This is a genomic window from Salinicola lusitanus, from assembly GCF_003206045.1.
Taxonomy (GTDB): Bacteria; Pseudomonadota; Gammaproteobacteria; order Pseudomonadales; family Halomonadaceae; genus Salinicola; species Salinicola lusitanus.
The window spans coordinates 109,749-132,921 of sequence record NZ_PZJM01000009.1 but is presented as its reverse complement, the minus strand read 5'-3'; the positions used below and the strand labels follow the sequence as shown (position 1 = coordinate 132,921).

Here is a 23,173-nt window from a genome sequence, read left to right as displayed (position 1 = left end):
GGACCATCGCCAACTGCCGTGACGACGGTGCTCCGCTTCGTTCTCCGACCAATGGCGATATTGCCTGTGCGCCAAATTTGTCAGACAAGATGTTAAATCTCGATCGTCGACGCAATTCGCCTTTGGTCAATTCGAGCCCGTCGACGGCGTGAGGCAAGTGGCAATTCACCGGCATCAGGAGAGAGCGAATGCACGTGATCGTGACGGGAGGCGCCGGGTTCCTCGGCGCAAGGCTGATTCGGCAACTGCTATCGGGAGAGGTCTCGATCGCAGGGCAGGCCGTCACGCGAGTGACGTCGATCGATCTGGCGCCGTGTCCGGTAGCCGAAGACCGGGTCGAATCGCTCACCGGCGATGTCGCCGATCCGGCGCTGATCGAACGAGCCCTTGGCGACGATACCGGCGCCGTCTGCCACTTGGCGGCGGTGGTCAGCGCCCAGGCCGAGGCGGACTTCGAGCTCGGCATGCGGGTCAACCTGGATGCCACGCGGGTGCTGCTGGAAGCGTGCCGGGCCCATCCGAAGCGGCTGCGTTTCCTGTTCGCCAGCTCGCTGGCCGTATTCGGTCCGGGGCTGGCCCTGCCAGTGGCCGAGGCGATCGGCCCGCAGCCGCGCTCCTCCTATGGCGCGCAGAAGGCGATGGGCGAGCTGCTGGTCAACGACTACAGCCGGCGCGGCTTCGTCGATGGCCGGGTCTGCCGCCTGCCCACCATCGTGGTGCGCCCCGGCAAGCCCAACCGGGCGGCGTCGTCGTTTGCCAGCGCGATCATCCGCGAGCCGCTCGCGGGCGTCGAAGCGGTTTGTCCGGTGGATGCCGGCCTGGCGCTGTGGCTCTCCTCGCCCCGTGCCGTGGTCGCCAACCTGGCCCATGCGCTGTCGATCGAGGGCGAGGCGCTGGGCGACTGGCGCACGCTCAACCTGCCCGGGATCACGGTGACGGTCACCGCGATGCTCGACGCGCTGGAGCGCGTGGCCGGCCCGTCCGCCCGTCAACGGGTGCGCTTCGAGCCGGATGCCGGGATCGACGCCATCGTTGCCAGCTGGCCGGGCGGGCTGGATACCGCACGACCACTGGCGCTCGGTTTCCGGGCCGACAGCGATTTCGACGCCATCATCCGTGCCTACCGGGAGGACGAACTCGATCACTGATCCGGTCTCCGACAAGACGCTTCCGACTCGCTAGACCCGTTCCTTGGACCAAGCAGGCAACAACACGCAATAAAGCCCACAAGGAGTTCACGCCATGACAGACACCGTTGCGGGACCCCAGGTCATCATCGGCCTGGGTATCGCCATCTTCGTGATGATCGCGCTGGTGCTGAAGACCCGCGTTCACGCGCTGCTCGCCCTGGTCATCGCCGCCTCGATCGCCGGTCTGATCGGCGGCATGTCGCCCAATGCGGTGATCGATGCCATCACCACCGGCTTCGGCAAGACCCTCTCCACCATCGGCCTGGTGATCGGCTTCGGGGTGATGATGGGGCGGATTCTCGAAGTCTCCGGCGCCGGCCAGCGCATGGCCTATTCGATCCTCAGGCTGCTCGGCAAGGAGCGCGAGGATTGGGCGATGGCGCTGACCGGTTATATCGTCTCGATCCCGATCTTCTGCGACTCCGCCTACGTGATCCTCAATCCGCTGGTGCGGGCACTGGCACGCAACAGCGGGCGCTCGGTGCTCACCCTCGGCATCGCGCTGGCCTCGGGGCTGGCGGTGACCCACAGTGCGGTACCGCCGACACCGGGCCCGCTGGGCGTCGCCGGCATCTTCGGTGTCGATATCGGTCTGATGATCGCCTGGGGCCTGGTCCTCACCGCGCCGGCGCTGATCGTGATGGTGCTCTATGCCCGCTTCATGGGCCCGCGCATCGAGGCGATGATCGAGCGTGACGTACCGGGATCGCTGAAGCGGGACGCGACGGACGACCCGCTCGCGGCCCCCCTCGAGGAGAGCGAACTGCCGACGCTGTTCAAGTCGGTGCTGCCGATCGCCTTGCCGATCGCGCTGATCTTCTTCAATACCCTGGTCACCGCCCTGGTGGGCGGCAGCGATGCGCCGGGCCTCTTCGTGCAGGTGGTTCAGTTCGTCGGCCACCCGGTGATTGCGGTGGGCATCGGCGTACTGGTGGCGGTCTACGGGCTGGTGCCGAAGATGCCCAAGGACCAGGTCCTGGCGCATCTGGAAAAAGGGGTCGAGAGCGCCGGTATCATCCTGCTGGTCACCGGTGCCGGGGGCGCACTGGGCGCCGTGCTGCGAGCCAGCGGTGCCGGTGACTACATCGGCGAGAGCATTGCCGGGCTGGCGCTGCCGGCGGTGCTGATCCCGTTCCTCATCGCCACCCTGGTGCGCTTCGTCCAGGGCAGCGGCACGGTCTCGATGATCACCGGGGCGTCGATCTCGGCGCCGATCCTGGCCTCGATGCCGGACGTCAACATGGTGCTGGCGGCGCAGGCGGCGTGCCTGGGCGGACTCTTCTTCAGCTATTTCAACGACAGCTATTTCTGGGTCGTCAACCGGCTGTTGGGGGTCAAGACCGCCAAGCATCAACTGCTGGTGCTGTCGGTGCCGACCACGCTGGGCTGGGCCACCGGGCTGGTGGCGCTGCTGGTAGCCAACGCCTTCGTGGGTTGATGGCCGCCCGTCAAACGACAAGGAGTTCCGATATGAAAATCACCCGCGTCCGCGCCCGGGTTTTCGAATGGAAAGGCGAGACGGTGCCGCCCAAGGCGCACTTCTGCACCAATGCCATGGATGCGCTGTGGGATCGCGGCGATGCGATGCAGAGCTTTCGCTTTCACGGCTGGACGGTGATCGAGATCGAGACCGACAGCGGTCTGGTCGGTCTCGGCAACGTGGCGTTGGCACCTAGGGTCGCCAAGACCATCGTCGATGAGCATCTGGCGCCGCTGATCGTGGGCCAGGATCCGTTCGACTACGAATACCTGTGGCAGCGCATGTACCGCGCCACGCTGGCCTGGGGGCGGCGTGGCATCGGCATGGCGGCGATCTCCGGCGTCGATATCGCGATCTGGGACCTGATGGGCAAGGCGCTCGACAAGCCGGTGTTCAAGCTGCTCGGCGGGCGCACCAAGGAGAAGATCCCGTGCTACGCCTCCAAGCTTTACCACGACGATCTCGATGTCATGCAGGCCGAGGCGCAGGGCTATCTCGATCAGGGCTTCCAGGCGATGAAGATGCGTTTCGGCTATGGGCCCAAGGACGGGCCAAGAGGCATGCGTGAGAATCTCAAGAGCGTGGCAGCGGTCCGCGAGGTGATCGGTGAGGATATCGACCTGATGGCCGACTGCTACATGGGCTGGAACCTCGACTACGCCCGGCGCATGCTGCCCAGGCTGGCGCCGTTCGACCTGCGCTGGCTGGAGGAGCCGGTCATCGCCGACGATATCGACGGCTATGCCGAGCTCAATCGCATCGCGCCGATGCCGATCTCCGGCGGCGAGCATGAGTTCACCGTCCACGGTTTCCGCCAGTTGCTGGAAAAGCGCGCGGTCTCGGTGATCCAGTACGATACCAACCGGGTCGGCGGCATCACCGTGGCGCGCAAGATCAACGCCATGGCGGAAGCGTTCGAGGTGCCGGTGATCCCGCATGCGGGGCAGATGCACAACTACCATCTGACGATGTCGTCGCTGGCATCGCCAATGTCGGAGTTCTTCCCGGTGCATGACGTCGAGATCGGCAACGAGCTCTTCTACTACCTGTTCGAGGGCGACCCGGCACCGGTCGAGGGCCATCTCGATCTTGCCGACGACGTGCCGGGGCTCGGCCTCTCCCTCAACGAGCGCTACCTCGACGGTTTCCATATCCTCGAGTGAGGGGCCGTGGCGGCGCGAACGGCGCCGCGTCGCCACTCCCCGGAGCCCACCGTCGCGGCGCTTCACGCCATCACGTCACCACATTCGCTTGAGCAGGTTGTCCCGGCGCACGAACTGATGCCAGGCCACTGCCGCGATATGCAAGCCGATCACGTAGTAGAACACCGTGCCCAGCGTCTTGTGGATCGACTCCAGCGAGTGCCCCCAGTGCGGCAACACGCCGAAGGGCGAGGGTATCGCCAGTGATGTACCGGGGATCGGGATCGCGCCGTCGCTCAGCCACACCGTTGCGATGCCCAGTAGCGGCTGGGCGAACAGAAACGCGTAGAGCGCCCAATGGGTGAGTCGCGACAGCAGTTCGAGCTTCGGGTGCAGTGGCGGCGACACGGACGGGGGCGTATGGCGAAGGCGTTCGATCAGGCGGGGAATCGCCAGCAGCAGCACGCCGATACCGGCCCAGAAGTGGCTTTGCAGCAGCAGGGCCGGTATGCCGGTATCGCGCGGGAAGATATCCGTCGACAGGATGAGCGCGTAGGCCAGCACGACCAGGGCGGCAACGGTCCAGTGAAAATGGCGGGCCTTCGCCGAATAGCGATTGGGTAGCGTGTCGTTCACGACGGGCAATCCTCCGAGGCACAAGGGAGCCACCATCCTAAGCATCACCGGCTTAGGGTTGGCTTAACTCCGGCTTGCCGTCGTGGCGCCAACGTATCGCCACGACGGTAACCGACGCTACCTCATCGCCCGAAACCTCGAGATTGACTCAGGGCGTCCTGGCCTGCAGTCGCTCGGCCAGCCAGGCGCGGGTGCCGGGATGTCCGCTGCGTTCCGCGCGATCGGCCAGCTCCAGGGCGAGCTCGATATCGCCGGCCTTGAGTGCGGCATCGATCATGCGGCGGTAATCGAAGTCGGCGTTATGGCTCGTCGTGGCCGAAGCGGGCGCCGGGGCCACACCCTGCGATTCGGACGGCGCCGGGCGTTGCGCTGGCGGGGGGGCTGCGGTGGTCAGCGGCGTGAGGCCGGTGTTGCCGGTCAGCGAGGCGATCTCGAGGGTGAGCGTGCCGGTGGCGGCATGCACGGCGCGAGGATCCGGGCCGGGGGGCTCGGCAAGACCTCTGACCCGAGCATAGGCTTTCGCTTCCGACTCGTAGCTCGTCGTTGCCTGGCGATCCTGCGCGCTCGAATAGATGACGAGGTACTGGGCGTCGGGGCCGGGGGTCAGGCTGAACTCGCCCTCGAGCCGGGCGCCGGAGAAGCCGGTGGGGCGACGTACCCGGAGCGAATCGCTCGGGACCTGCCTGACCGGCTGAAACGCCGCGTCGAGGACCAGGAGGGTGGGCGCGAACACCTGGCCGTCCCGGATCGGACTGGTGACGCTGATCGCCACCGGGCCGTTGTTGCGGGGCAGCGCGAACGCCTGGAAGAAGCTCTTGCCGTCGCCGAAATCGTGAACCGGCGCCTGTGGCGTGAAGTCCAGCGTCAGGGTTTCCTGGGCCGATATCGGCCGATACGGCAGGCTGGCCAGCGAGGTGCAGCAGTCCGGTGCGCTGGCCAGCGCCTGCTGCCCCTGCTGGGCCGGCATGGTCGGGGAGTGCGGTGCCATCAGCGGCGTGCTGCATCCCGCCAGGGCGAAAAGGAGCGTGCTCAAGGGCACGGCGAGTCGATACGAACTCAACATTCGGGAACTCCTGCTGGAGACGAAAACGGCTCCGGAGCGACAAGTCTCCGGAGCCCAAGGGATCGAAACAGCGCGAGCATGGATCTCGCGGTCGGGGCTCAGCTACCCCACCACACCTCCATCTGGGCGCCGAACGTCAGCCCGTCGGTGTCGTCGAAGTCGACGTTGTTGGGGCCGGCACCGGTATCGAGCGAGTTGGCATTGCGGGCGTCGGTATAGGCGTCACCGCTCCATTTGGCATAGGTGGCGAACAGCCGGATGGTGGGGCGGATCATGGCGCCGCGTCCCGCCGACCACTGCTGGGCGATGGTCAGTTTGGTCAGGTGATGATCGCTGTCGTTGTAGCCGGTGACGCCACTTTGCGGTTCGATATGGTCATAGCCCAGCTCGACCGCGGTGCTCATGATATCGCTCCAGTAGTAGACGGGACGCACCCCGGCGGAGAACCACTTGCGACCGGTATTGTCGTCCATGTCCTTGTCCTCGTAGATGAGGGCGTAGAGCATGTCGAGCTGATCCGGTATCAGCCAGACCTGACCGTGGTCGAGCGCGCGCCACATGCTGCCTTCCTGGCGCAGGGCGCCGGTACCGCGCCCCACCGCATTGCCATCGCGGGTGATGATGCCGTCGGTGGCGTACTGCACCGCGAAGGTGTTGCTGCCGCCGAACCAGCCGCTCTGGGTATGCTCGATGGTGCCCATCCAGCCTTTGTCGCCCTCGTCGTAGTCGACGCCCTGGTCGTCGTAGTAATCCTTCTGCCATTCGGAAAGCGATGAACGACCGTAGTCGATGCCGAGCTCCAGCGAGCCGCCGGGATTGACCGGGATGTCGCTCCAGCGCGCATCGAGGGTGTCGTCGGAGATCTGCTGGCCGGAGTCGGGGAACAGGCCGTCACCGTCGTCGTCACCTTCGCTGCGGGTCCAGGCGAAGCTGAGCTTGCCGGTGCCGACATCGATATCCGAGATCCCCACACCGGGACCCGACACATCCCAGTAGTAGAAGTCGTTCATGTGGATGTCGTGACGCTTGTAGAAGCGCTTGCCCGCCCAGAGCGAGGCCCCGGGAAGGCCGCCGACGACATTGTTGCCGGAGACGTACATCTCCCGAAGCGAGATGTTGTTGTCGTCGTCCTTGAGCGATTCGTCGTCGTTGTCCTGCGCGGTGACGTAGGCGACCCGGCTGGCGAAGTCGAACGACGTGTCCTGCTGCTGGTAGAGCTGCGCGCCCAGGCCGATCTCCGCATAAGTCTCGCATTCGTTGCCGAGGCGGTATTTGGCCGGCGCGCCGGAAGCCTTGAAGCAGGTCTGGCTGCCGCCACCGGAGGTCGAGCCGATACCGGATCGGGCGTAGCCGAAGAACTCGGGGTTGATATCGGCGTAAGCCAGGGCCGGCATGATGCAGGAGGCACCGAGGACGGCGGTGAGGAGCGGCCGGCGTAGCACGGAGTGTGAGGCAATCATTATTGGTGTCCCTCGTGGTCTTGTCATTGATTGCTGTTTGGGCAGCCGGATAAAGCATTCGGCTACGCAAGGCGCTCTGGGAGAGAATCGCCACCGACGTATCGGGGGAGTCGTGAATGGCTCTGCCAAAGCGTCGTGCTCGACATACTCAATATCGCCATCGATATCGAAAGAGATATGAGTCAATCCATTTTTTATTAACTATGAGTATCGTTGCCGTATTCCCTGGATATCGTCACCGTTGGTCCGACCCCATACCGCCAATCGCCATGGAGCGATCATGCTGCCATCGGTGTTTTCTGTCGTTTTTCAGCGACAACGGATCACCGGGAAGAGGCGTCAAAGTCGATTCGGTCCTCTGCCTGGGGCAGTGCCTGTTTTGGCGAAAACCAGTGATGTTCCCCATCGGTCGGATCGGCCTTCGTTGGTGCGATCGGGCTTCGCTTGTGGGGAGCCATTATTTCCATAACTCCGTAAACTTTCATTGTAACCATGGTCTATAAAGACAAAGGTATTAACTATGGTTATTGGGTGGTTATATTTATATCGACAAATCAACAATTTATAATCGATTTTGGCGAGTTGTAGCTGATGTGATTAATACCAAGGTGGTAAATATCACCAATATTGGTTTGTGCTAGGTCGCGGCGTCTTTCGGATGAGGCGACAAGGGCGAGCGTTAGAATCCTGCGAGAGCCGAATAAAGTGTCGATTGGATATCGGGTGGAAATCTTTACATCGGATAAAAGACAGGCGAAGTCGGCGACAAGACAGATGCCGGTTCCAGGGAAAAAATGCGCCTGTCGTTGATCTGAGATCAGCGCCATTTTGGTCGGTTGGAGAGGGAGACAGAAATCGCTTTATCAGAGAATTCGAATGGGTGCAGAAAGCTTGTCTCTCCGTGGACGGCTTGACTTAAGATGGACGGACTCGGTGCTCTGGACAGGGCGGTAGAGACGACGGGTACGACGGAAAGAGGACGGAGAGCGGCATGACATTGGAGTCAGGGCAGCAGCCGGGCATGACCATACCCAAGGAGCGCCACTATTCGGACCGCGTGGGCTGGTTGCGGGCCGCGGTACTGGGCGCCAACGACGGTATCGTGTCGACCGCCAGCCTGGTGATCGGCATGGCGACGGCGGGTGCGGGTCTGAGTGGGGTGCTCACGGCCGGGGCAGCCGGGGCGGTGGCCGGCGCGATGTCGATGGCGGCGGGCGAATATGTCTCGGTCAGCTCGCAGAAGGATACCGAGCGCGCCGATCTGGCGCGGGAGCGGCGCGAGCTCAAGGCCAACTATGCCCACGAGGTGCGCGAGCTGGCGGAGATCTACGAAGCCCGTGGATTGGCGCCTGCTCTGGCTCACGAAGTCGCCGAGAAGCTGATGCACCATGACGCGCTGGCTGCCCATGCCCGCGACGAACTGGGATTCAGCACCGTCAATCAGGCGAGGCCGCTTCAGGCGGCCATGGCGTCGGCCTTGATGTTCCTGTCCGGCGCGGCGCTGCCGATGATCTGCTTGCTGCTGGCCCAGTTCACGATGGCGACATCCGTCACGGTGGCGTTGGGGTCGTTGCTGGCGCTGGCGTTGCTGGGCGCGCTGTCGGCCCGAATCGGGGGGTCGCGTCTATGGGTGGCCATCGTGCGGGTCACTTTCTGGGGCGCGTTGGCAATGGGGGTCACGGCGCTGGTGGGGTGGGCGTTCGGTGTGGCAAGTGGCTGATCCGAGCTGCGCAGAGCGTCGGTCGACACGGGAATGGCATGTGCGATTCGAACAGCGCCCGGCGTCGTGATCGACGCCGAGCATGACCGAGGGTGGTGAAACGAGATGTCGGAACCGAAAGACGATCCCGGCGTGATTCAGTCGCCGCTGCACCAGCTCATCGCCGATCTCTCCGACGGCATCGTGCTGCTGGATCCCGATGGACGCCTGCGCTGGGCCAACCCGGCGGCGCTGAAGATGCACGGGGCCGAATCGATCGAGGAACTAGGGCCCGACGTCGACGCCTACCGACGGCGCTTCGAGCTCTATTATCGCAATCACCATGAGGTCGGCGAGGGGCGGTCGCCAATGGAGCGCCTGCTGGAGGGAGAAGCGTTCGAGGACGTGATCCTCGAAGTTCGACCTGCCGATCCCGAACTGCCCGTTCGTCATCACCGGGTGCGAGGCAGGACGCTCTCGCGGGAGGGCCGCCCCGACGCGTTGGCCCTGATCATCGAGGACATCACCGAACTCATGAGCGCCGAGGAGCGCTTCGAGCGCTCGTTCAACGCCAATCCGGCGCCGGCGCTGATCTGCCGCCTCGATAGTCAGCGTTTCATTCGCGCCAATCAGGGCTTTCTGGACATGGCCGAGCTGGCAGCCGAGGAGATCCTGGGGCGTTCGATCTACGAGTTCGACGTGTTCGCCCATTCGCCTCAGCGCGAGTCGGCGATCCAGCGGCTCTGTGCCGGCCGGTCGATCCCCCAGACCGAAGCGGTCCTGCAACTCGGCCGACAGGACAACGCCAGCAAGAGCGTGATCGTCGCCGGTCAACCGATCGACGTCGAGAACGCCCCCTGCATGCTGTTGACCTTCACCGATCTGGAACCGGCCCGCCAGGCACAGCACGCCCTGCGCCAGAGCGAGGCGCTGTTCGCCACGGTGTTCCAGATGTCGCCGGTCCCCACGGCTCTGGTCTCAGCCGACAGCCTGACGCTGATCGAAGCGAATGCGGCCTTCGAGCGCGATCTGGTCCGTCGCGCCAATGCGTCGGACCCACCCGGGCTGGAGGACTATTCGCTCTTCACACCGCAGACACGCAAGCAGTTGCTGAAAGCACTGGGGGAGTCAGGCCATGTGGAGGACATGGAGGTGCAGGGCGGCGATGACGTCCACGCGCCCACCATCTACGTGCTGGCAGCGGAGGCGGTCGAAATCAATCGTCGTGCCTGCCTGCTGCTGACCCTGGTGGATATCAGCGAGCGCAAGCGATACGAGAACCAGCTCTCCGATGCGATCGAGGCGGTGATGAAAGATGCGTCCTGGTTCACTCGCACGCTGGTGGAAAAGCTGGCCAATGTTCGCGATGCGGGCACCGATGCCTCGGGAACCCAGCAAACGGCACTGGCGGACCTCAGTGCCCGCGAGCGCGATGTCCTGGGGCTGATCTGTGCCGGGCTCTCGGACAAGCGCATCGCCACCCGGCTGGATCTGGCCCATAGCACCGTGCGCAACTACGTGGCGTCGCTCTACCAGAAGCTGGGCGTTCACAGTCGCGGCGAGGCGATCGTCTGGGCGCGCCAGCGCGGTTTTCAGGGGGAGTATTGAAACCCAAGGTAACATGATGTTGTGAAAAGTATTTTTCCCCGCAAATGCACTGCCTGTACCGGCGCATTTGAATCTATTGGCCGGGACGCCGGGCGCCTATCTTGTGATGACCGCGAGGAGGCGCCAGGAAGGTGCGACAGGGGAGGGATCTCCTGAAGACGGGCAGGCCGCCCGCTCCTCGGCGGACCACCGGTGTCTCGGATCGCCGCGTGGACGGAGTCGAAACGTTACGGTAGTCGAACGTATTGCAGTCAAACGAAGGAGCGCTTGACGATTCGGTGGCGCTCAGGACGAGCGGTATCGACGGAAGCGATCCTGTCGTGGATCGACCCACCGAATCTCTTTCCGATGTGCCTTCTTTCCCTCGCGTTGCTCGCCACACCTTTTATTCCCCCAGCCACGCTGTCTCTGCCGATGTGACGCCCACCTCCCGGGGCGGACCAGTGGCGATTCGTCATCTCGACGGCCGTTGTCGGCTTGCAGCATCGGAGCGACTCGACTAGGACTGAATAGATCCATCATCACTCTCCGGTGCCAATGCTTACCATGGTTTTTTATCGGAGGTGACTCGATTCATCCATTCCGTTTGCAGGGAGATCGCAACGTGGTAGAGAAAACGAAGATTCATGCCCAGAGCCAGACCCTCCCCGGCCAGGAGAGTCTGATGCAGCCGCCCGCGGAGTTCATTCGCCCCGGCTATCGCGGAAGCGGCAAGCTGGAAAACAAGGTCGCGCTGATTACCGGTGCCGACAGCGGCATCGGCCGCTCGGTGGCGATCCATTTCGCCCGGGAAGGCGCCGACGTGGCGGTGATGTACCTCAGCGAGGATGACGACGCCCGCGAGACCCAGCGGCTGGTGGAGGCCGAGGGCCGCCGCTGCCTGCTGATCGCGGGTGACATTCGTGACGCCGCCTTCTGTCGCGGGGCGCTCGATCAGGTGATCGAGACCTTTGGCGGGCTCAACGTGCTGGTCAACAACGCCGGTACCCAGCAGGTGTGCACCGACCTCACGGAACTCGACGACGAGCTGTGGCGGGAGACGTTCGCCACCAACATGCATGGCATGTTCTACCTGACCAAGGCGGCGCTACCTTACCTGGGCGAGGATGACGCGATCATCAACACCACGTCGGTCAATGCCTATATCGGCCCCGATTTCCTGGTGGACTACACCGCGACCAAAGGGGCGATCGTCGGTTTCACCCGCTCCCTCTCGAACCAGGTCGTCGGTCGCGGCATTCGTGTCAACGCCGTGGCGCCGGGCCCCGTATGGACGCCGCTCCAACCCGCCACGCTGGGCGCCCATGACCCGCAGATGCTCGAGGACTTCGGTTCCGATACCCCCATGGGGCGCGCCGGACAGCCCTCCGAGCTGGGTCCCTGCTACGTCTTTCTGGCCTCGCTCGACGCCTCCTTCATCAGCGGCCAGACGCTTCACCCCAATGGTGGAATGGTCGTCAATGGCTGATCCGCGTCGAACAGGGCGGCGAAGGTGGAATGGACTTTTGCCGCCCGGGCGGGGTGAATAGACCCGCGCTCGATACGAATCCCGCAGAGACATTCTCCAGGCACTGCCTGAAAGATTGGCGAGCGATAGCCAGGGCCAGGCCCGTTCCCGACGGGCCAACGACTTCCCGCATCCCTGTGGGGCGCAAGCGTCGGCGCAACGGGCCCGGCTGGCCTCCCGGCGATGGCTGACGCCGCGTGGATGAGCGCAGGCACTTTCACAACGCATGAGAGACGACAGGGCAGAGGAGGCCCTACAGCATGCCAGGTACGACTCCCAATCTGCCGCCGCGGCAGGAGAGCTGGCTGGACCGGCCGGCACACCATCACTGGCTGGAGAGCGAGGGGCAACGCCTGCTGGCGTTCTACCGCGCCTCGCGTCATCCCGAATGCGGCTTTGCCGCGCTCGACGAAGATGGCCGGCTGCCCGCCGATGCCAACCCCGACACCATGATCACCGCCCGCATGACCCACTGCTTTGCCCTGGCTGCCATGCGTGGCGAGCCCGGCATGATGCCGCTGGTCGCCCATGGCGTGGCGGCGCTGAGGGGGGGCCTGCGGGACGACGAACACGGTGGCTGGTATGGCGAGCGACCGAAGGCGGGGGAGACGCAGACCAAACAGGCCTATATCCATGCCTTCGTGGCGCTGGCGGCGGCCAGCGCCTGGCAGGCCGGCGACGAAGCGGCCGGACCGCTGCTCGACGACATCATCGGCGTGATCGAGACCCATTTCTGGTCGGAAGACGAAGGACGCATGCGCGAGGGGTTCTCCCACGACTGGCGCGAAGACGAGGCCTACCGCGGCGGCAACAGCAACATGCACGCCACCGAAGCCTTCCTGCAACTGGCCGACGTCCTCGACGAGCCCAAATGGCGGGCTCGCGCGCTCTCCATCGCCGACAAGATCATCCACGCCCACGCCAAGCCCAACGATTACCGCGTGGTGGAGCATTTCGACAGTCACTGGAACGAGTGGCGCGACTACAACGAAGACACGCCCAAGGATCAGTTCCGGCCCTATGGCGCGACGCCCGGTCACGCCTTCGAGTGGGCCCGACTGCTGCTGCATCTCGAGGGGGGGCTGCTGCGCCACGGCGAAGCGGCGCCCGGCTGGCTGGTGGAGGATGCCCAGGGGCTGTTCCGCAGCGCCACCGAACTGGCCTGGCACGTGGATGGGGAACCGGGCCTGGTCTACACCCACGACTGGAACAACCGTCCGGTCGTGCACGAGCGAATGCACTGGACCCTGGCGGAGGCGGCCGCCACCGCGGCCCTGCTGCTCAAGCGTACCGGCGACGCGACCTACGAGGTCTGGTATCGCCGCTTCTGGGACTACATCGATCGCTTCCTGATCGATCGCGAGCGAGGCAGCTGGTGGCAGGAGCTCGACCGCCACAACCGCCCGTCCAGCGAAGTCTGGAGCGGCAAGGCCGACCTCTACCACGCCTATCAGGCGACGCTGCTGCCGCGTTTGCCGCTCTCCCCGACGATGGCCCGGGCGATCGCCGACGGCGCCTTGTAGCCCGCCCGGCGGGCATCGCCCTTCTCGCTGCCGCAACGCCTCGATCCAGGATCGGGGCGTTGTTCATTCGGACAAACGCCTACCCCGAAAGCGGCATGGGCTTCGTTGTCGAAGTCTGGCTTGCTAGGAGCACCGACACCTGGCCGTGAGGAGCGCGACGATGACGACGATTGGGGATTTTCGGCAGGCGAGGCTAGGGTGGGCCACGCTGCTGCTGGCGGGCCTGCTGCTGGGCGGTTGCAGCACCCAGGGCCTCGAGCGGGAGCCTTCGCGAGAGCCACCCGCCAAGACGGCCAGCCAATCCCCGGATCGCAGTTGGGGGCCGGTCATGGAAGCGGTCGCCATGGCGAAACTCTATCCGGACGGAAAGTCGGTGGTCGACCTGGTGCCCAAGCGCGATCCGGCGGCGATCGTGGCCGACTTCGAGCAACTGCGACAGCGGGAAGGGACAATCGGCAAGGCTCGGTTGCAGGCCTTCGTGGATGCCAACTTCGATCCGCGCCCGGAGAACGAGACGCGTCTTGGCGAGGACGCCGACACCTCGATCGAGGCCCATATCGTCAACCTCTGGCCCTACCTGACCCGGGATCCGGCGGACACCGACGAAGGCCCCTGGAGCAGCCTGGTGTCGCTTCCGGAACCCTACGTGGTACCGGGCGGACGCTTCAACGAGATGTTCTACTGGGACAGCTACTTCACCATGCTGGGCCTGGCGCGCAGCGACCGCTTCGATCTGGTGCGTGACATGGTCGGCAATTTTGCCTGGCTGATCGATACCTACGGCTTCGTCCCCAACGGCACCAGAACCTATTTCCTGACCCGCAGTCAGCCGCCGTTCTTTGCCCCGATGGTGGCACTGCTGGCGGAGCACGACGGCGACGACGTCTATCGCCGCTACCTGCCCGAATTGATGCGAGAACACGACTACTGGATGCGCGGCGCCGATGAGATCGGCCCCGGCGAGGCGCGCGAGCACGTGGTCGAGCTGGCCGACGGCACCCTGCTCAACCGCTACCACGGCAGCGAGAACTGGCCGCGGCCGGAGGCCTATGCCGCCGAACGGGAGCTGGCCGCGCGCAGCGACCGCCCGGCGCCCGAACTGTACGGGCATCTGCGGGCCGCCGCCGAAAGTGGCTGGGATTTCAGCTCGCGCTGGATGGCCGATGGCCAGCACCAGACCACCATCGAGACCCGCGATATCCTGCCGGTGGATCTCAACGCCCTGCTGTATCAGCTCGAGCGCACCCTGGCTCGGGCATGGCGGGTGCAAGGCGACGCTGCCCAGGCCGCGCGCTTCGAGGCGATGGCCGAGCGCCGCCAGAGCGCGATCAACCGGGTCTTCTGGCAGCAGGACGGGGGGTACTACACCGACTACGACTGGCGGGAGGGGCGCCTGACCGATGCGATTTCCGCCGCCATGGTGTACCCGCTCGCGTTCGGTGTCGCCGACCCGGCCCGGGCTGATGCCACGGCTGCAACGGTGCGGCGCGAATTGCTGCGTGCCGGCGGCATGGTCACCACCACGCGTGAGACCGGCGAGCAGTGGGACGCGCCCAATGGCTGGGCGCCGCTGCAGTGGCTGGCGGTTGCGGGGCTCGACCGTTACGGACACGACGACCTGGCCGAAACCATCGCCCGTCGCTGGATCGAGACCAACCGCGAGGTCTACCGGCAGACCGGCAAACTGGTCGAGAAATACGACGTGGTCGACCCCGCTGTGGGGGGCGGCGGCGAATACGATGTCGTCGATGGGTTCGGCTGGACCAATGGCGTGCTGCTGGATCTGATCCATCGCTATCCGGCGGCAGCCCATCGGTAGCAACCTGCGTGATGCCAGACGGCTGGAAATCCGGACCCCGAGGACCGTCGTATGGCGTCATTCCGCTCGGCAGCACCGGATACCAGCGGCGTGCTCATCGAATGGCGATCAACCGGACGGGCCGTTCGATGCCCCGGCCACCGCGCTTCAAAAGCCAGTTGTCGCCGCCGAAGATGGTGGTGTCATCCGGTGAAATAAGGACCGAGTCCAGGCTGGGGACGACACGGGTCCTGCCGGTAGCGTCGCTACAGAACGGCGATGGCAAGGTCAGGGCGCTTCGTATCCGAGTGCTTTCATTACCCGTGCAGTGTCGTCTTCGTGCTCCTGCATCAGACGAGTGAGCTGCCCGGCATTCAGTGCGCGGATGCCGAACCCGGCTTGAGACATCGCCTGACGGAAAGCGTCGGAGTCGACCACGGCGAGTACGGCCGCTTGCCAGGTATCGACTGCTTCCTGCGGCATGCCCGCTGGGCCGCCGAGCGCGCGCCAGGTACCGCCGTCGACGACTTCGTCCGCGATCTCACCGGCCAGTGGAACGTCTTCGAAGTTCTCGACCGGGGTCGGACTCAGCACCGTCAGAGCGCGCGCCATATCGGCGTCGATCATGGCGCCAGCCTCGGGCAGCGACGCGGTCAGAAAATCGACGCCCCCAGAGATTAGTTCCGATAAGCCGCTCGCCGCGCCCTGGCCGGGAATCCAGCGGATCTCGGCGACATCCACCCCTTCGTCCAGCAGAAAGCTCGCCATCGGTACGTCCCACACGCTTCCGCAGCCGCCAGCGCAGTGAATGGTGTACTCCGATGGCGACTTTCGCAGTGCGTCGACGGCCTCCTCGAGTGAGTCGAATGGCGAGTCCTCCGCGGTGATCAGTGCCGAGCTGTCGCCGTTGAAGCTGGCGATGGGCGTGAAGTCATCGACCGAGAAAGTAGCCTGACCGGTGTAGTGATAGCCAGCGTAGGGAAACAGCAGCCCCACCGTGTAACCGTCCGGTTTGGCATTCTTGATCGATGTGAGACCAACGACACCGCCGCCCTGGCCCTGGTTGATGATAGTGATTGGCTGACCCAGTTGCTTCTCGAGGCCTCGGGCCAGCAGGCGGGTCGTGGTATCGCCGCCTCCACCGGCGCCTGCCGGAACGATGATCGTCACGGGGCGCTCCGGGAAGTTCGCGGCGAATGTCGATGCGGAGAGCAGGCTCAAGGCAATAAAGGCGAGACAGGGTTTCATGATGGGTTCCTTTCGAGTTGTCGTGTCGGTTCATCGTCGCGCTGGTTTCAGCCGTCTTGACGGGCTCGACCAGCGCGACGATCCGGCGAGCGCCGTCGATCTGGACTCATGACTGTGGCGGTAGAATCTTTCCCGGATTGAGGATGTCGTTCGGATCCAGTGCCCTTTTCAGTTTTCGCATCAGTGCCACCCCGGTGTCGCCGAATTCTTCGGCCAGATACCGGCTCTTGCCGTAGCCGACGCCGTGCTCTCCGGTACAGGTTCCGCCCAGCGCGATGGCGTGATGCGCCAGTTCCGAGGCGAGTTCGTCGGCCAGTGCGCGCTCCGCATCATCGTCTGGATCGATGAGATAGCTCATGTGGAAGTTGCCGTCGCCGACGTGGCCCAGGGCGACCGCCATGAAGGGCGCTCGCTTGGCCTGATGCTGGGCGAAGAGAATGCATTCGGTGAGGCGCGAAATCGGCACGCAGACATCGGTTCCCCAGATTCCGCCACCGGGACGACGCGACAGGATGGCGTAGTGGAATTCATGACGGGCCTGCCAGAGCTTGTTGCGCGCTTCGCGCGTGCTCGCCCAGCGGAAGTCGGTACCACCGTTGTCGTGCGCCATGGCCGAGGCGAGCGCGGCCTGCTCCTCGACGCCCGCCTCGGTACCGTGGAAGTCGAAGAACAGCGTCGGCGCCACGGCATAGTCCAGCCCGGCGAAGTCGTTGACGGTAGCCATGCCGACGTCGTCGATGAACTCGATGCGCGCCACCGGAATCCCCAGTTGGATGATCTCGGTAGCCGTGGTGATAGCGCTGGCGGTATCGGGAAACGCGCAGACGGCGGCACTCTCTGCTTCGGGAATGCCGGCCAGGCGTACCGTCACTTCGGTGACGATACCGAGCGTGCCCTCGGAGCCCACGAAGAGCCGGGTCAGATCGTAGCCGGCGGAAGACTTGCGTGCCCGGCTCGCTGTCTTCACGACGCTGCCGTCGGCGAGCACCACGGTGAGGTTGAGCACGTTCTCGCGCATGGTGCCGTAGCGAACGGCATTGGTACCCGAGGCCCGGGTGGCGGCCATGCCGCCGAGAGTCGCGTCTGCCCCGGGGTCGACGGGAAAGAACAGCCCGGTGGCGCGCAGATACTGATTCAGCGCCTGGCGGGTGACCCCGGCTTGCACCGTGACGTCGAGGTCCTCTGCGCGCAGTTCGAGAATTTCGTTCATCCGGCTGAGATCGAGACAGACCCCACCATGAAGGGCGGCGGTATGGCCCTCCAGCGATGTTCCCGCGCCCATGGCGATCACCGCCACGTTCTCCGCAGCCGCCAGTTTAACGAGAGCGGCGACCTCCTCGGTCGACTCGGGATAGACGCCAACCTGAGGCGGAATCGAGGGGTGCCAGCACTCGCCGCGGCCCATACGCTCGAGCTCGGAGGGGCTGGTGCTGAGTCGCCCGCCGACGATCTGGCGCAGACCCTCGATGAAGCTGTCCGGCAGTGCGGTATGTCGAGTCGATGGCATGTAGCTCATGAGATTCCTTCCTGTAAGAGGCGTTGCGCTCAGTCCAGCCCGAACAGACGGGGCAGGTAGAGAACGGTCTCCGGTACGTAGGTGATGAGGAGCAGCGTGGCGATGGCGGAGAGCAGCAGCGGCCACATGGCGCCCACGATCTTCCCGATGGGCATGCCGGTCACGATGGCACCGGTGAACAGGGCCGCGCCATAGGGTGGCGTGATCAGGCCGATGACCAGGTTGAAGACCACGACGACCCCGAAGTGGATGGGATCGACTCCCAGATCCACGACCAGCGGCATCAGCATGGGTACCACGATGAGAATCGCCGGCAGCATGTCCATCACCATGCCCCAGAGCAGCAAGAACACATTGATGATCAACAAAATGAGATAGCGGTTGTCGGTGAAACTGAAAATGAAGCTCGCGATCAGGTCCGGGACCCTCTCCGAGGCGAGCACCCAGGAGAACACCGCCGAGGCGCCGGAGAGCAGGAGGACCACGGCGGAGAGCACGGCGCTTCGAATCATCAGGAACAAGATCGTCAGCCAGTGAATCGCCCGGCCTTGGCGGATCAACAGCAGCAGAAATCCGTAGCCGACCGCCACGGCGGATGCCTCGGTGGGCGTAAAGACCCCTGACAGAATGCCTCCGAGGATGATGATCGGCATGGCCAGGAAGGGCAGCGATGAGGCAGTGACTTTCAAGAATTCACCGATGCTGATGCGCCGGTCCCTGACTGGCGTCATCCTGCGCGAGGAGCAGAAGACGACGATGGCCATGGCGACGGAGACCAGCGTGCCGGGTATGGCTCCGCCGACGAGCAGGCCGCCGATGGATGTGCCGGTGATGGCTCCCACCAGCACCATCGGGATCGATGGTGGAATGATCGCGCCCTTGATCGAAGAGGCGACGGCGAGCGCGGTGCTGAATGCCCGCGTGAAGCCGTTCTTCTCCATCATCTTGACCTGCATCTTGCCCAGCCCGGCGATTTCGGAAATAGCCGATCCGGAGCAGCCTCCGAACAGCATCGATGAGACGATGGTCACATAGCCCATGCCGCCGCGCGTGCGTCCAACCAGCGCGTTCGAGAAATTCATCATCTTGTCGGCGGTGCCGGAAACCACCATGAGGTCGCCGGCCAGCATGAAAAAGGGAATGGCAAGCAGCGTGAAATTGTCGATGCCGATGAAGAACTGCTGAACCACCAGAAAGAGCGGCAGATCCTGGACGACGAAAAACAGGATCGTGCTGGTCAGCATGGCGAACGACAGCGGAATGCCGATCGCCATCATGACGACGAAGCCGATGAGAAAGAGGGTCAAAGACATCAGACGACTCCCTCGATCTCGCCCAGTGCTTCGCGTCTATCGGGGCCGAAGTGCCGGCCGAACACCTGGAGGATCGACAGCCCCGCCCCCAGCGGGTAAGAGAGATAGACCCACAAGTAGGAGACACGCAGCGATGGCGTTCGCATGATGGATTCATCGACCGCCAATAATGCCCCCTGGATCAGAATCACCAGCAGCGTGCCGATGACGATGGTATCTATCAACCACTCCAGGGTGATCTGCAGACGTGCCGGCAGGGCGGTAAGCAGAAAGGTCAGCCGAGGATGCTGCTGGAGCCGTATGGCGATGGCGCTGCCGATCATCACCAGAGAAAACATCAGATAGCGCGACATCTCATCGCCCCAGAACACCGGAGCGTTGAACAAGTAGCGAGCGACGACCATCCATATGACCAGAATCGACATCATCAGAAGTAGCGCGCCAGCGAGGGTGGCGGTGATCCAGAACACGACGCGATCACCATGTCCGAGAAAAGTCGTGAGTCGTTGCATGAGAAGACCTCGAAATCCGGCGAATGCGCCGCACTGAGAAAATCAGTCGTCGACCGAGTCGATGGTGTCAAAGCCGTCGTTCACGAACGCTTCTCCAGTCTCGTCGATCGCACACCGACTGGCCTGGGGGAGGGACCTCGTGAAGGACCTCGAGCCGCTCGGGTGTCGATGCCTGGATATCCACCCTTCGTCGATCCGAGTCTCGAGCGCGAGCACGTCCTGCATGGCGCTGATGCCGGCATGGGGAGGGTGGCCTCCGTCTGAGCCTCGTCCGCGGGCGGGCGAAGATCCTCGGGCAGAGGCTGATACCACTGCTCGTCGACGACCATGCCGGCGATGGTCATGAGATGACCCGAGTGGGTCGGTTGGCCCTGCACCTGGTCGTGCTTTTGCTGCTGTATCACCACCCGGAGCGCTGGCCATCCACCACGCCCATCTGCAGTGCGCTCTAGCACTCCCTGAACGGCGTGGCCGTTGGGGGCGTGCCGAGGCCTCGTGCGAGGCGACGGCGAGTAGCAGTGCAAGACGAAACGTCGGTTTCATGCGCTATGCCCCGGTAGTGATGAAGGCCAAATTGGCCCGGCCCGGCTCGAGCTTTCACCGCATCACGATGCCTCGTCGAAGCCGTCCAGGTAGTCGAAGAAGCCCTGAGCGAACTCGTCGCCGTACTCGTCGATCGCCCATTCGCGTAGAGGCTTGGCAGTGGCATCTCGAAACGCTTGGCGCTCCTCGGGCGAGAGCGCATAGATCGTCATACCCTCCTCCTCGAGCTGGTCGAGTGCCAGGACGTCCTGGATCGCACCGACGCCGGCATAGGCCAGCGATGCCTCGGCATTGGCCTGATCGACGGCAGCGCGTAGATCATCGGGCAGCCCGGCGTACCATGCTTCGTTGACGAAAATCGCCGCGATGGTCATGAGATGGCCCGAGAGCGTGAGATGGTTCTGTACCTGATAGAACTTCTGCTGCTGGATGGTGGCCAGCGGGTTCTCCTCGCCGTCGACGACGCCGGTCTGTAATGCGCTGTAAAGTTCGAGAAAGGGGATCGGAGTGGGTGAGGCACCGAGCGCTCGCATCAACTCCTGGTGCGGCACGATCTCCTGGGTCCGCATTTTCAAACCCCGCATGTCCTCTGGGCGATGAATGGGGGTATCCGCGGTAGTGAAATTGCGAAAGCCGTATGGCTCGAAGCCGAGAATACGCACGCCCGTGGACTCGGCGACGTCGTCGAGCAGTTCGGCGATGAAGGGCTGGTGGGTGGAAAGCTTCTCGACCATGTCCGCGCGGGTGGCATAGAGAAATGGCAGGTCGATGATGCCAAGCTCGGGATAGTAGAGCGAGGCGAAGACACCCGATGAGAAACTCGCCACATCGATGGTGCCGCGACGGACCTGCTGGGCCATGGAGCGGGCGTCGCCCAGTTGGCCGTTGGGAAAGACATCGACCTCGATGCGCCCGCCGCTGAGACGCTCCAGCGCCTCCTCGAATACGTAGGCATGTGCGGCGGCGGCGTTGGCGGCTGGTTGGTCCACGTCGGCGAAGGAGTATTTGAGCGTATATTCCTGCGCCTTTGCGGCGCCACAGCTCAGGCCCAGGGCCAAGGCGAGGGTTACCGTTATCGTTTTCATGTACAAAGTCCCCGAGTGGTTCGTGGGTGATGCCGCTCGCCGGCCTGATGATGAACCCTGCGAGCCTTCTACCTGGATTCTTGCGGTAACGCGCCTCCAGTGAGAGTGCGAGGCGCCTTCAGCTCGAGTGCCTGGTCAGCGAGTCGTGCAGCGCTTCCAGCCAGAGCGATACCGCGAAGGCGCCGCCATCCGGCGTACCCAGGGCTCGTTCGCCGAGATAGGCCGCGCGACCGAAGGCCGGTAGCATCTCCGCAGTGGCTTTGGCGCCTTCTCGAGCTGCTGTCACCGCTTGGTCGAGTGCAGACAGGGCGTCCTCGCCCCTGGCTATCGCTGTCGCGAAGGCATCACTGGCGGGAGCCAGCGCATCCACCATGGTTCGGTCACCGGGCCCGGCACCGCCGATCTCCGAGATGATCCGCTGCGCTGCGACCAGCGCTGCCGACCAGTCCTCCGCTTTCGCACTCTCTTCCGGCAGCACCTGTGCGGCACGTAGCAGTGCCGTGGCGTAGAAGGGGCCGGAGCTGCCTGCGATGGCCCGGCGCAGCGTATCCCCGGCGGCGGCGAGACAGACTTTGGGCGAGGCGAATACTGCGTCTGGCAGATCGCGCAGGGCTTGGGCACCTCGCGTCATGCTCGCACCCAGGTCGCCGTCGCCGGTGGCGGCATCGAGCCGGGTGAGGTGGGATTCGTTTGCTATCAGGCAAGTGGCGACGTCGAGCACGGCGCGCTGGAGTACAGGATCCGGTTCACCACGGGTTGCCGATGCGCGGGCTGTCGTCGGTGCGGCTGACAACGATCGCGTATGGCGCGCCTCGGCGACGGTGGCCGCGCGTGGCCAGATGCGTACCTCGGTGGCTGCGTCGAGTTGTTCGATCCGGGTGTCGTCAAGTGGCAGCAAGGTAAGCGAGCAACCGGCCATTTCGAGCGCGGTCATGAAGTTGCCGCTCCACAGCCGCTCGACGCGCAGCCCGCGTTCGCGCAGCTTGGCGATGGCGCGCCGAGCCACGATCGCGAGTTCCATCGGTGGCGTGGCACCCAGGCCATTGACCAGCAGTCCGACACGCTTGCTCGAGTCGTCGAAGTGGCCCAGCAGCGTGTCGAGTATCTCGTCGACGATGGCGTCCGCCGTCATCAGTTCGGCCTTGCGGACGCCCTTTTCGCCGTGGATACCCAGGCCGAATTCGATCTCCCGCTCACCGAGTGAGAAACCCTCCTGGCCTGCGGTGGGTACGATGCACGAGCCCAGGGCGATACCCATGGTGACGAGCGATGCGGCTGCCTCGCGAGCCTGGCGCGTTACCCGCTCGAGCGAGTCGCCGCGGGCCGCACTGGCACCGGCGATCTTGTGAACCAGCACCGTACCGGCCAGGCCCCTGCTGCGATCGGCGGGTAGCGTCTCGCGTAATGCGACATCGTCGGCGACCATCACCACTTCCGTGGGAATGCCCTCGGCGCTGGCGAGTTCGGCCGCCAGGGTGAAGTTGAGCCGGTCGCCGGTGTAGTTCTTGACCACCAGCAGTGCCCCTCTTGGACCCGCCGTGGCCCGGATGGCGGCATGAACCGCGTCAACGCTTGGGGAGGTGAATACGTCGCCGGCGACGGCGGCAGAGAGCATGCCAGCGCCGACGAAGCCGGCGTGGGCCGGCTCATGACCGCTGCCGCCGCCGGAGATGATAGCCACCGGTCTTGCATCCGGCGAGTCGGGCAGGTCCGAGCGCACGACCACGTTCTCGCCTTCGAGCAGGGCAATCGTCGGATTGGTATCTGCTAGTCCCTCGAGCAGTTCGTGTACCACATCTCGCGGATCGTTGATTAGCTTCTTCACTGCCAGCTCCATTTTCAATTCCGTT

General features: G+C 64.3%; 18 protein-coding genes. 8 read left to right on the top strand and 10 right to left on the bottom strand.

All coding sequences use genetic code 11. The annotated features are described in order from the left end of the window. The first annotated feature begins 188 nt into the window (after window positions 1–188). From denD to DOM45_RS13935, 3 genes are all read left to right on the top strand, one after another. The gene (gene denD, locus DOM45_RS13945) at window positions 189–1,148 is read left to right on the top strand and encodes a D-erythronate dehydrogenase (RefSeq protein ID WP_110601481.1); all 960 of its coding nucleotides are present in this window, start codon (window positions 189–191) and stop codon (window positions 1,146–1,148) included. A gap of 94 nt (window positions 1,149–1,242) precedes the next feature. Beyond that, on the top strand, window positions 1,243–2,628 hold the full coding sequence (locus DOM45_RS13940) for a GntP family permease (RefSeq protein WP_110601479.1): 1,386 nt from the start codon (window positions 1,243–1,245) through the stop codon (window positions 2,626–2,628). A gap of 32 nt (window positions 2,629–2,660) precedes the next feature. Next, window positions 2,661–3,833, top strand: a complete 1,173-nt coding sequence (locus tag DOM45_RS13935; RefSeq protein ID WP_110601477.1) for an L-rhamnonate dehydratase — start codon at window positions 2,661–2,663, stop codon at window positions 3,831–3,833. Window positions 3,834–3,908: 75 nt separating this feature from the next. Here DOM45_RS13935 and DOM45_RS13930 read toward each other — a convergent pair whose 3' ends face one another. From DOM45_RS13930 to DOM45_RS13920, 3 genes are all read right to left on the bottom strand, one after another. After that, entirely contained in the window at window positions 3,909–4,448 is a 540-nt protein-coding gene (locus tag DOM45_RS13930; RefSeq protein WP_205909471.1) for a cytochrome b, read from the bottom strand. 148 nt (window positions 4,449–4,596) lie between these two features. Next, entirely contained in the window at window positions 4,597–5,511 is a 915-nt protein-coding gene (locus DOM45_RS13925; protein ID WP_110601473.1) for a MalM family protein, read from the bottom strand. 98 nt (window positions 5,512–5,609) lie between these two features. Next, a complete protein-coding gene (locus DOM45_RS13920) occupies window positions 5,610–6,971 on the bottom strand; it encodes a maltoporin (protein ID WP_110601471.1) in 1,362 nt (453 codons plus the stop codon). A 991-nt stretch (window positions 6,972–7,962) separates the two neighbouring features. Here DOM45_RS13920 and DOM45_RS13915 point away from each other — a divergent pair. From DOM45_RS13915 to treA, 5 genes are all read left to right on the top strand, one after another. Continuing rightward, a complete protein-coding gene (locus DOM45_RS13915) occupies window positions 7,963–8,691 on the top strand; it encodes a VIT1/CCC1 transporter family protein (protein WP_240612399.1) in 729 nt (242 codons plus the stop codon). 105 nt (window positions 8,692–8,796) lie between these two features. Then, entirely contained in the window at window positions 8,797–10,278 is a 1,482-nt protein-coding gene (locus tag DOM45_RS13910) for a PAS domain-containing protein (RefSeq protein WP_110601470.1), read from the top strand. Between the two features lie 604 nt (window positions 10,279–10,882). Next, window positions 10,883–11,746, top strand: a complete 864-nt coding sequence (locus tag DOM45_RS13905) for an SDR family oxidoreductase (protein WP_205909470.1) — start codon at window positions 10,883–10,885, stop codon at window positions 11,744–11,746. Between the two features lie 299 nt (window positions 11,747–12,045). After that, complete coding sequence (locus DOM45_RS13900) at window positions 12,046–13,308, top strand: D-mannose isomerase (RefSeq protein ID WP_110601467.1); 1,263 nt, start codon at window positions 12,046–12,048, stop codon at window positions 13,306–13,308. Between the two features lie 160 nt (window positions 13,309–13,468). Beyond that, complete coding sequence (gene treA / locus DOM45_RS13895) at window positions 13,469–15,127, top strand: alpha,alpha-trehalase TreA (protein WP_110601465.1); 1,659 nt, start codon at window positions 13,469–13,471, stop codon at window positions 15,125–15,127. 267 nt (window positions 15,128–15,394) lie between these two features. Here treA and DOM45_RS13890 read toward each other — a convergent pair whose 3' ends face one another. From DOM45_RS13890 to DOM45_RS13860, 7 genes are all read right to left on the bottom strand, one after another. After that, window positions 15,395–16,354, bottom strand: a complete 960-nt coding sequence (locus DOM45_RS13890; protein ID WP_110601463.1) for a Bug family tripartite tricarboxylate transporter substrate binding protein — start codon at window positions 16,352–16,354, stop codon at window positions 15,395–15,397. A gap of 106 nt (window positions 16,355–16,460) precedes the next feature. Then, a complete protein-coding gene (locus tag DOM45_RS13885) occupies window positions 16,461–17,870 on the bottom strand; it encodes an FAD-binding oxidoreductase (protein ID WP_110601461.1) in 1,410 nt (469 codons plus the stop codon). A gap of 29 nt (window positions 17,871–17,899) precedes the next feature. Beyond that, window positions 17,900–19,183: a TRAP transporter large permease gene (locus tag DOM45_RS13880; RefSeq protein ID WP_110601459.1), complete on the bottom strand. Its 1,284-nt coding sequence runs from the start codon at window positions 19,181–19,183 to the stop codon at window positions 17,900–17,902. Continuing rightward, window positions 19,183–19,695: a TRAP transporter small permease gene (locus tag DOM45_RS13875; RefSeq protein ID WP_110601457.1), complete on the bottom strand. Its 513-nt coding sequence runs from the start codon at window positions 19,693–19,695 to the stop codon at window positions 19,183–19,185. Before DOM45_RS13875 ends, DOM45_RS13880 begins: the two co-directional genes overlap by 1 nt. 80 nt (window positions 19,696–19,775) lie before the next feature. Next, window positions 19,776–20,219, bottom strand: a complete 444-nt coding sequence (locus DOM45_RS20495) for a type 2 periplasmic-binding domain-containing protein (protein ID WP_110601456.1) — start codon at window positions 20,217–20,219, stop codon at window positions 19,776–19,778. An 81-nt stretch (window positions 20,220–20,300) separates the two neighbouring features. Next, window positions 20,301–21,323: a TRAP transporter substrate-binding protein gene (locus DOM45_RS13865; RefSeq protein ID WP_110601454.1), complete on the bottom strand. Its 1,023-nt coding sequence runs from the start codon at window positions 21,321–21,323 to the stop codon at window positions 20,301–20,303. Between the two features lie 118 nt (window positions 21,324–21,441). Beyond that, window positions 21,442–23,148 carry a dihydroxyacetone kinase family protein gene (locus tag DOM45_RS13860; RefSeq protein ID WP_110602084.1) on the bottom strand — a complete coding sequence of 569 codons (1,707 nt, stop codon included), beginning with the start codon at window positions 23,146–23,148 and terminating at the stop codon, window positions 21,442–21,444. Window positions 23,149–23,173 lie beyond the last annotated feature (25 nt).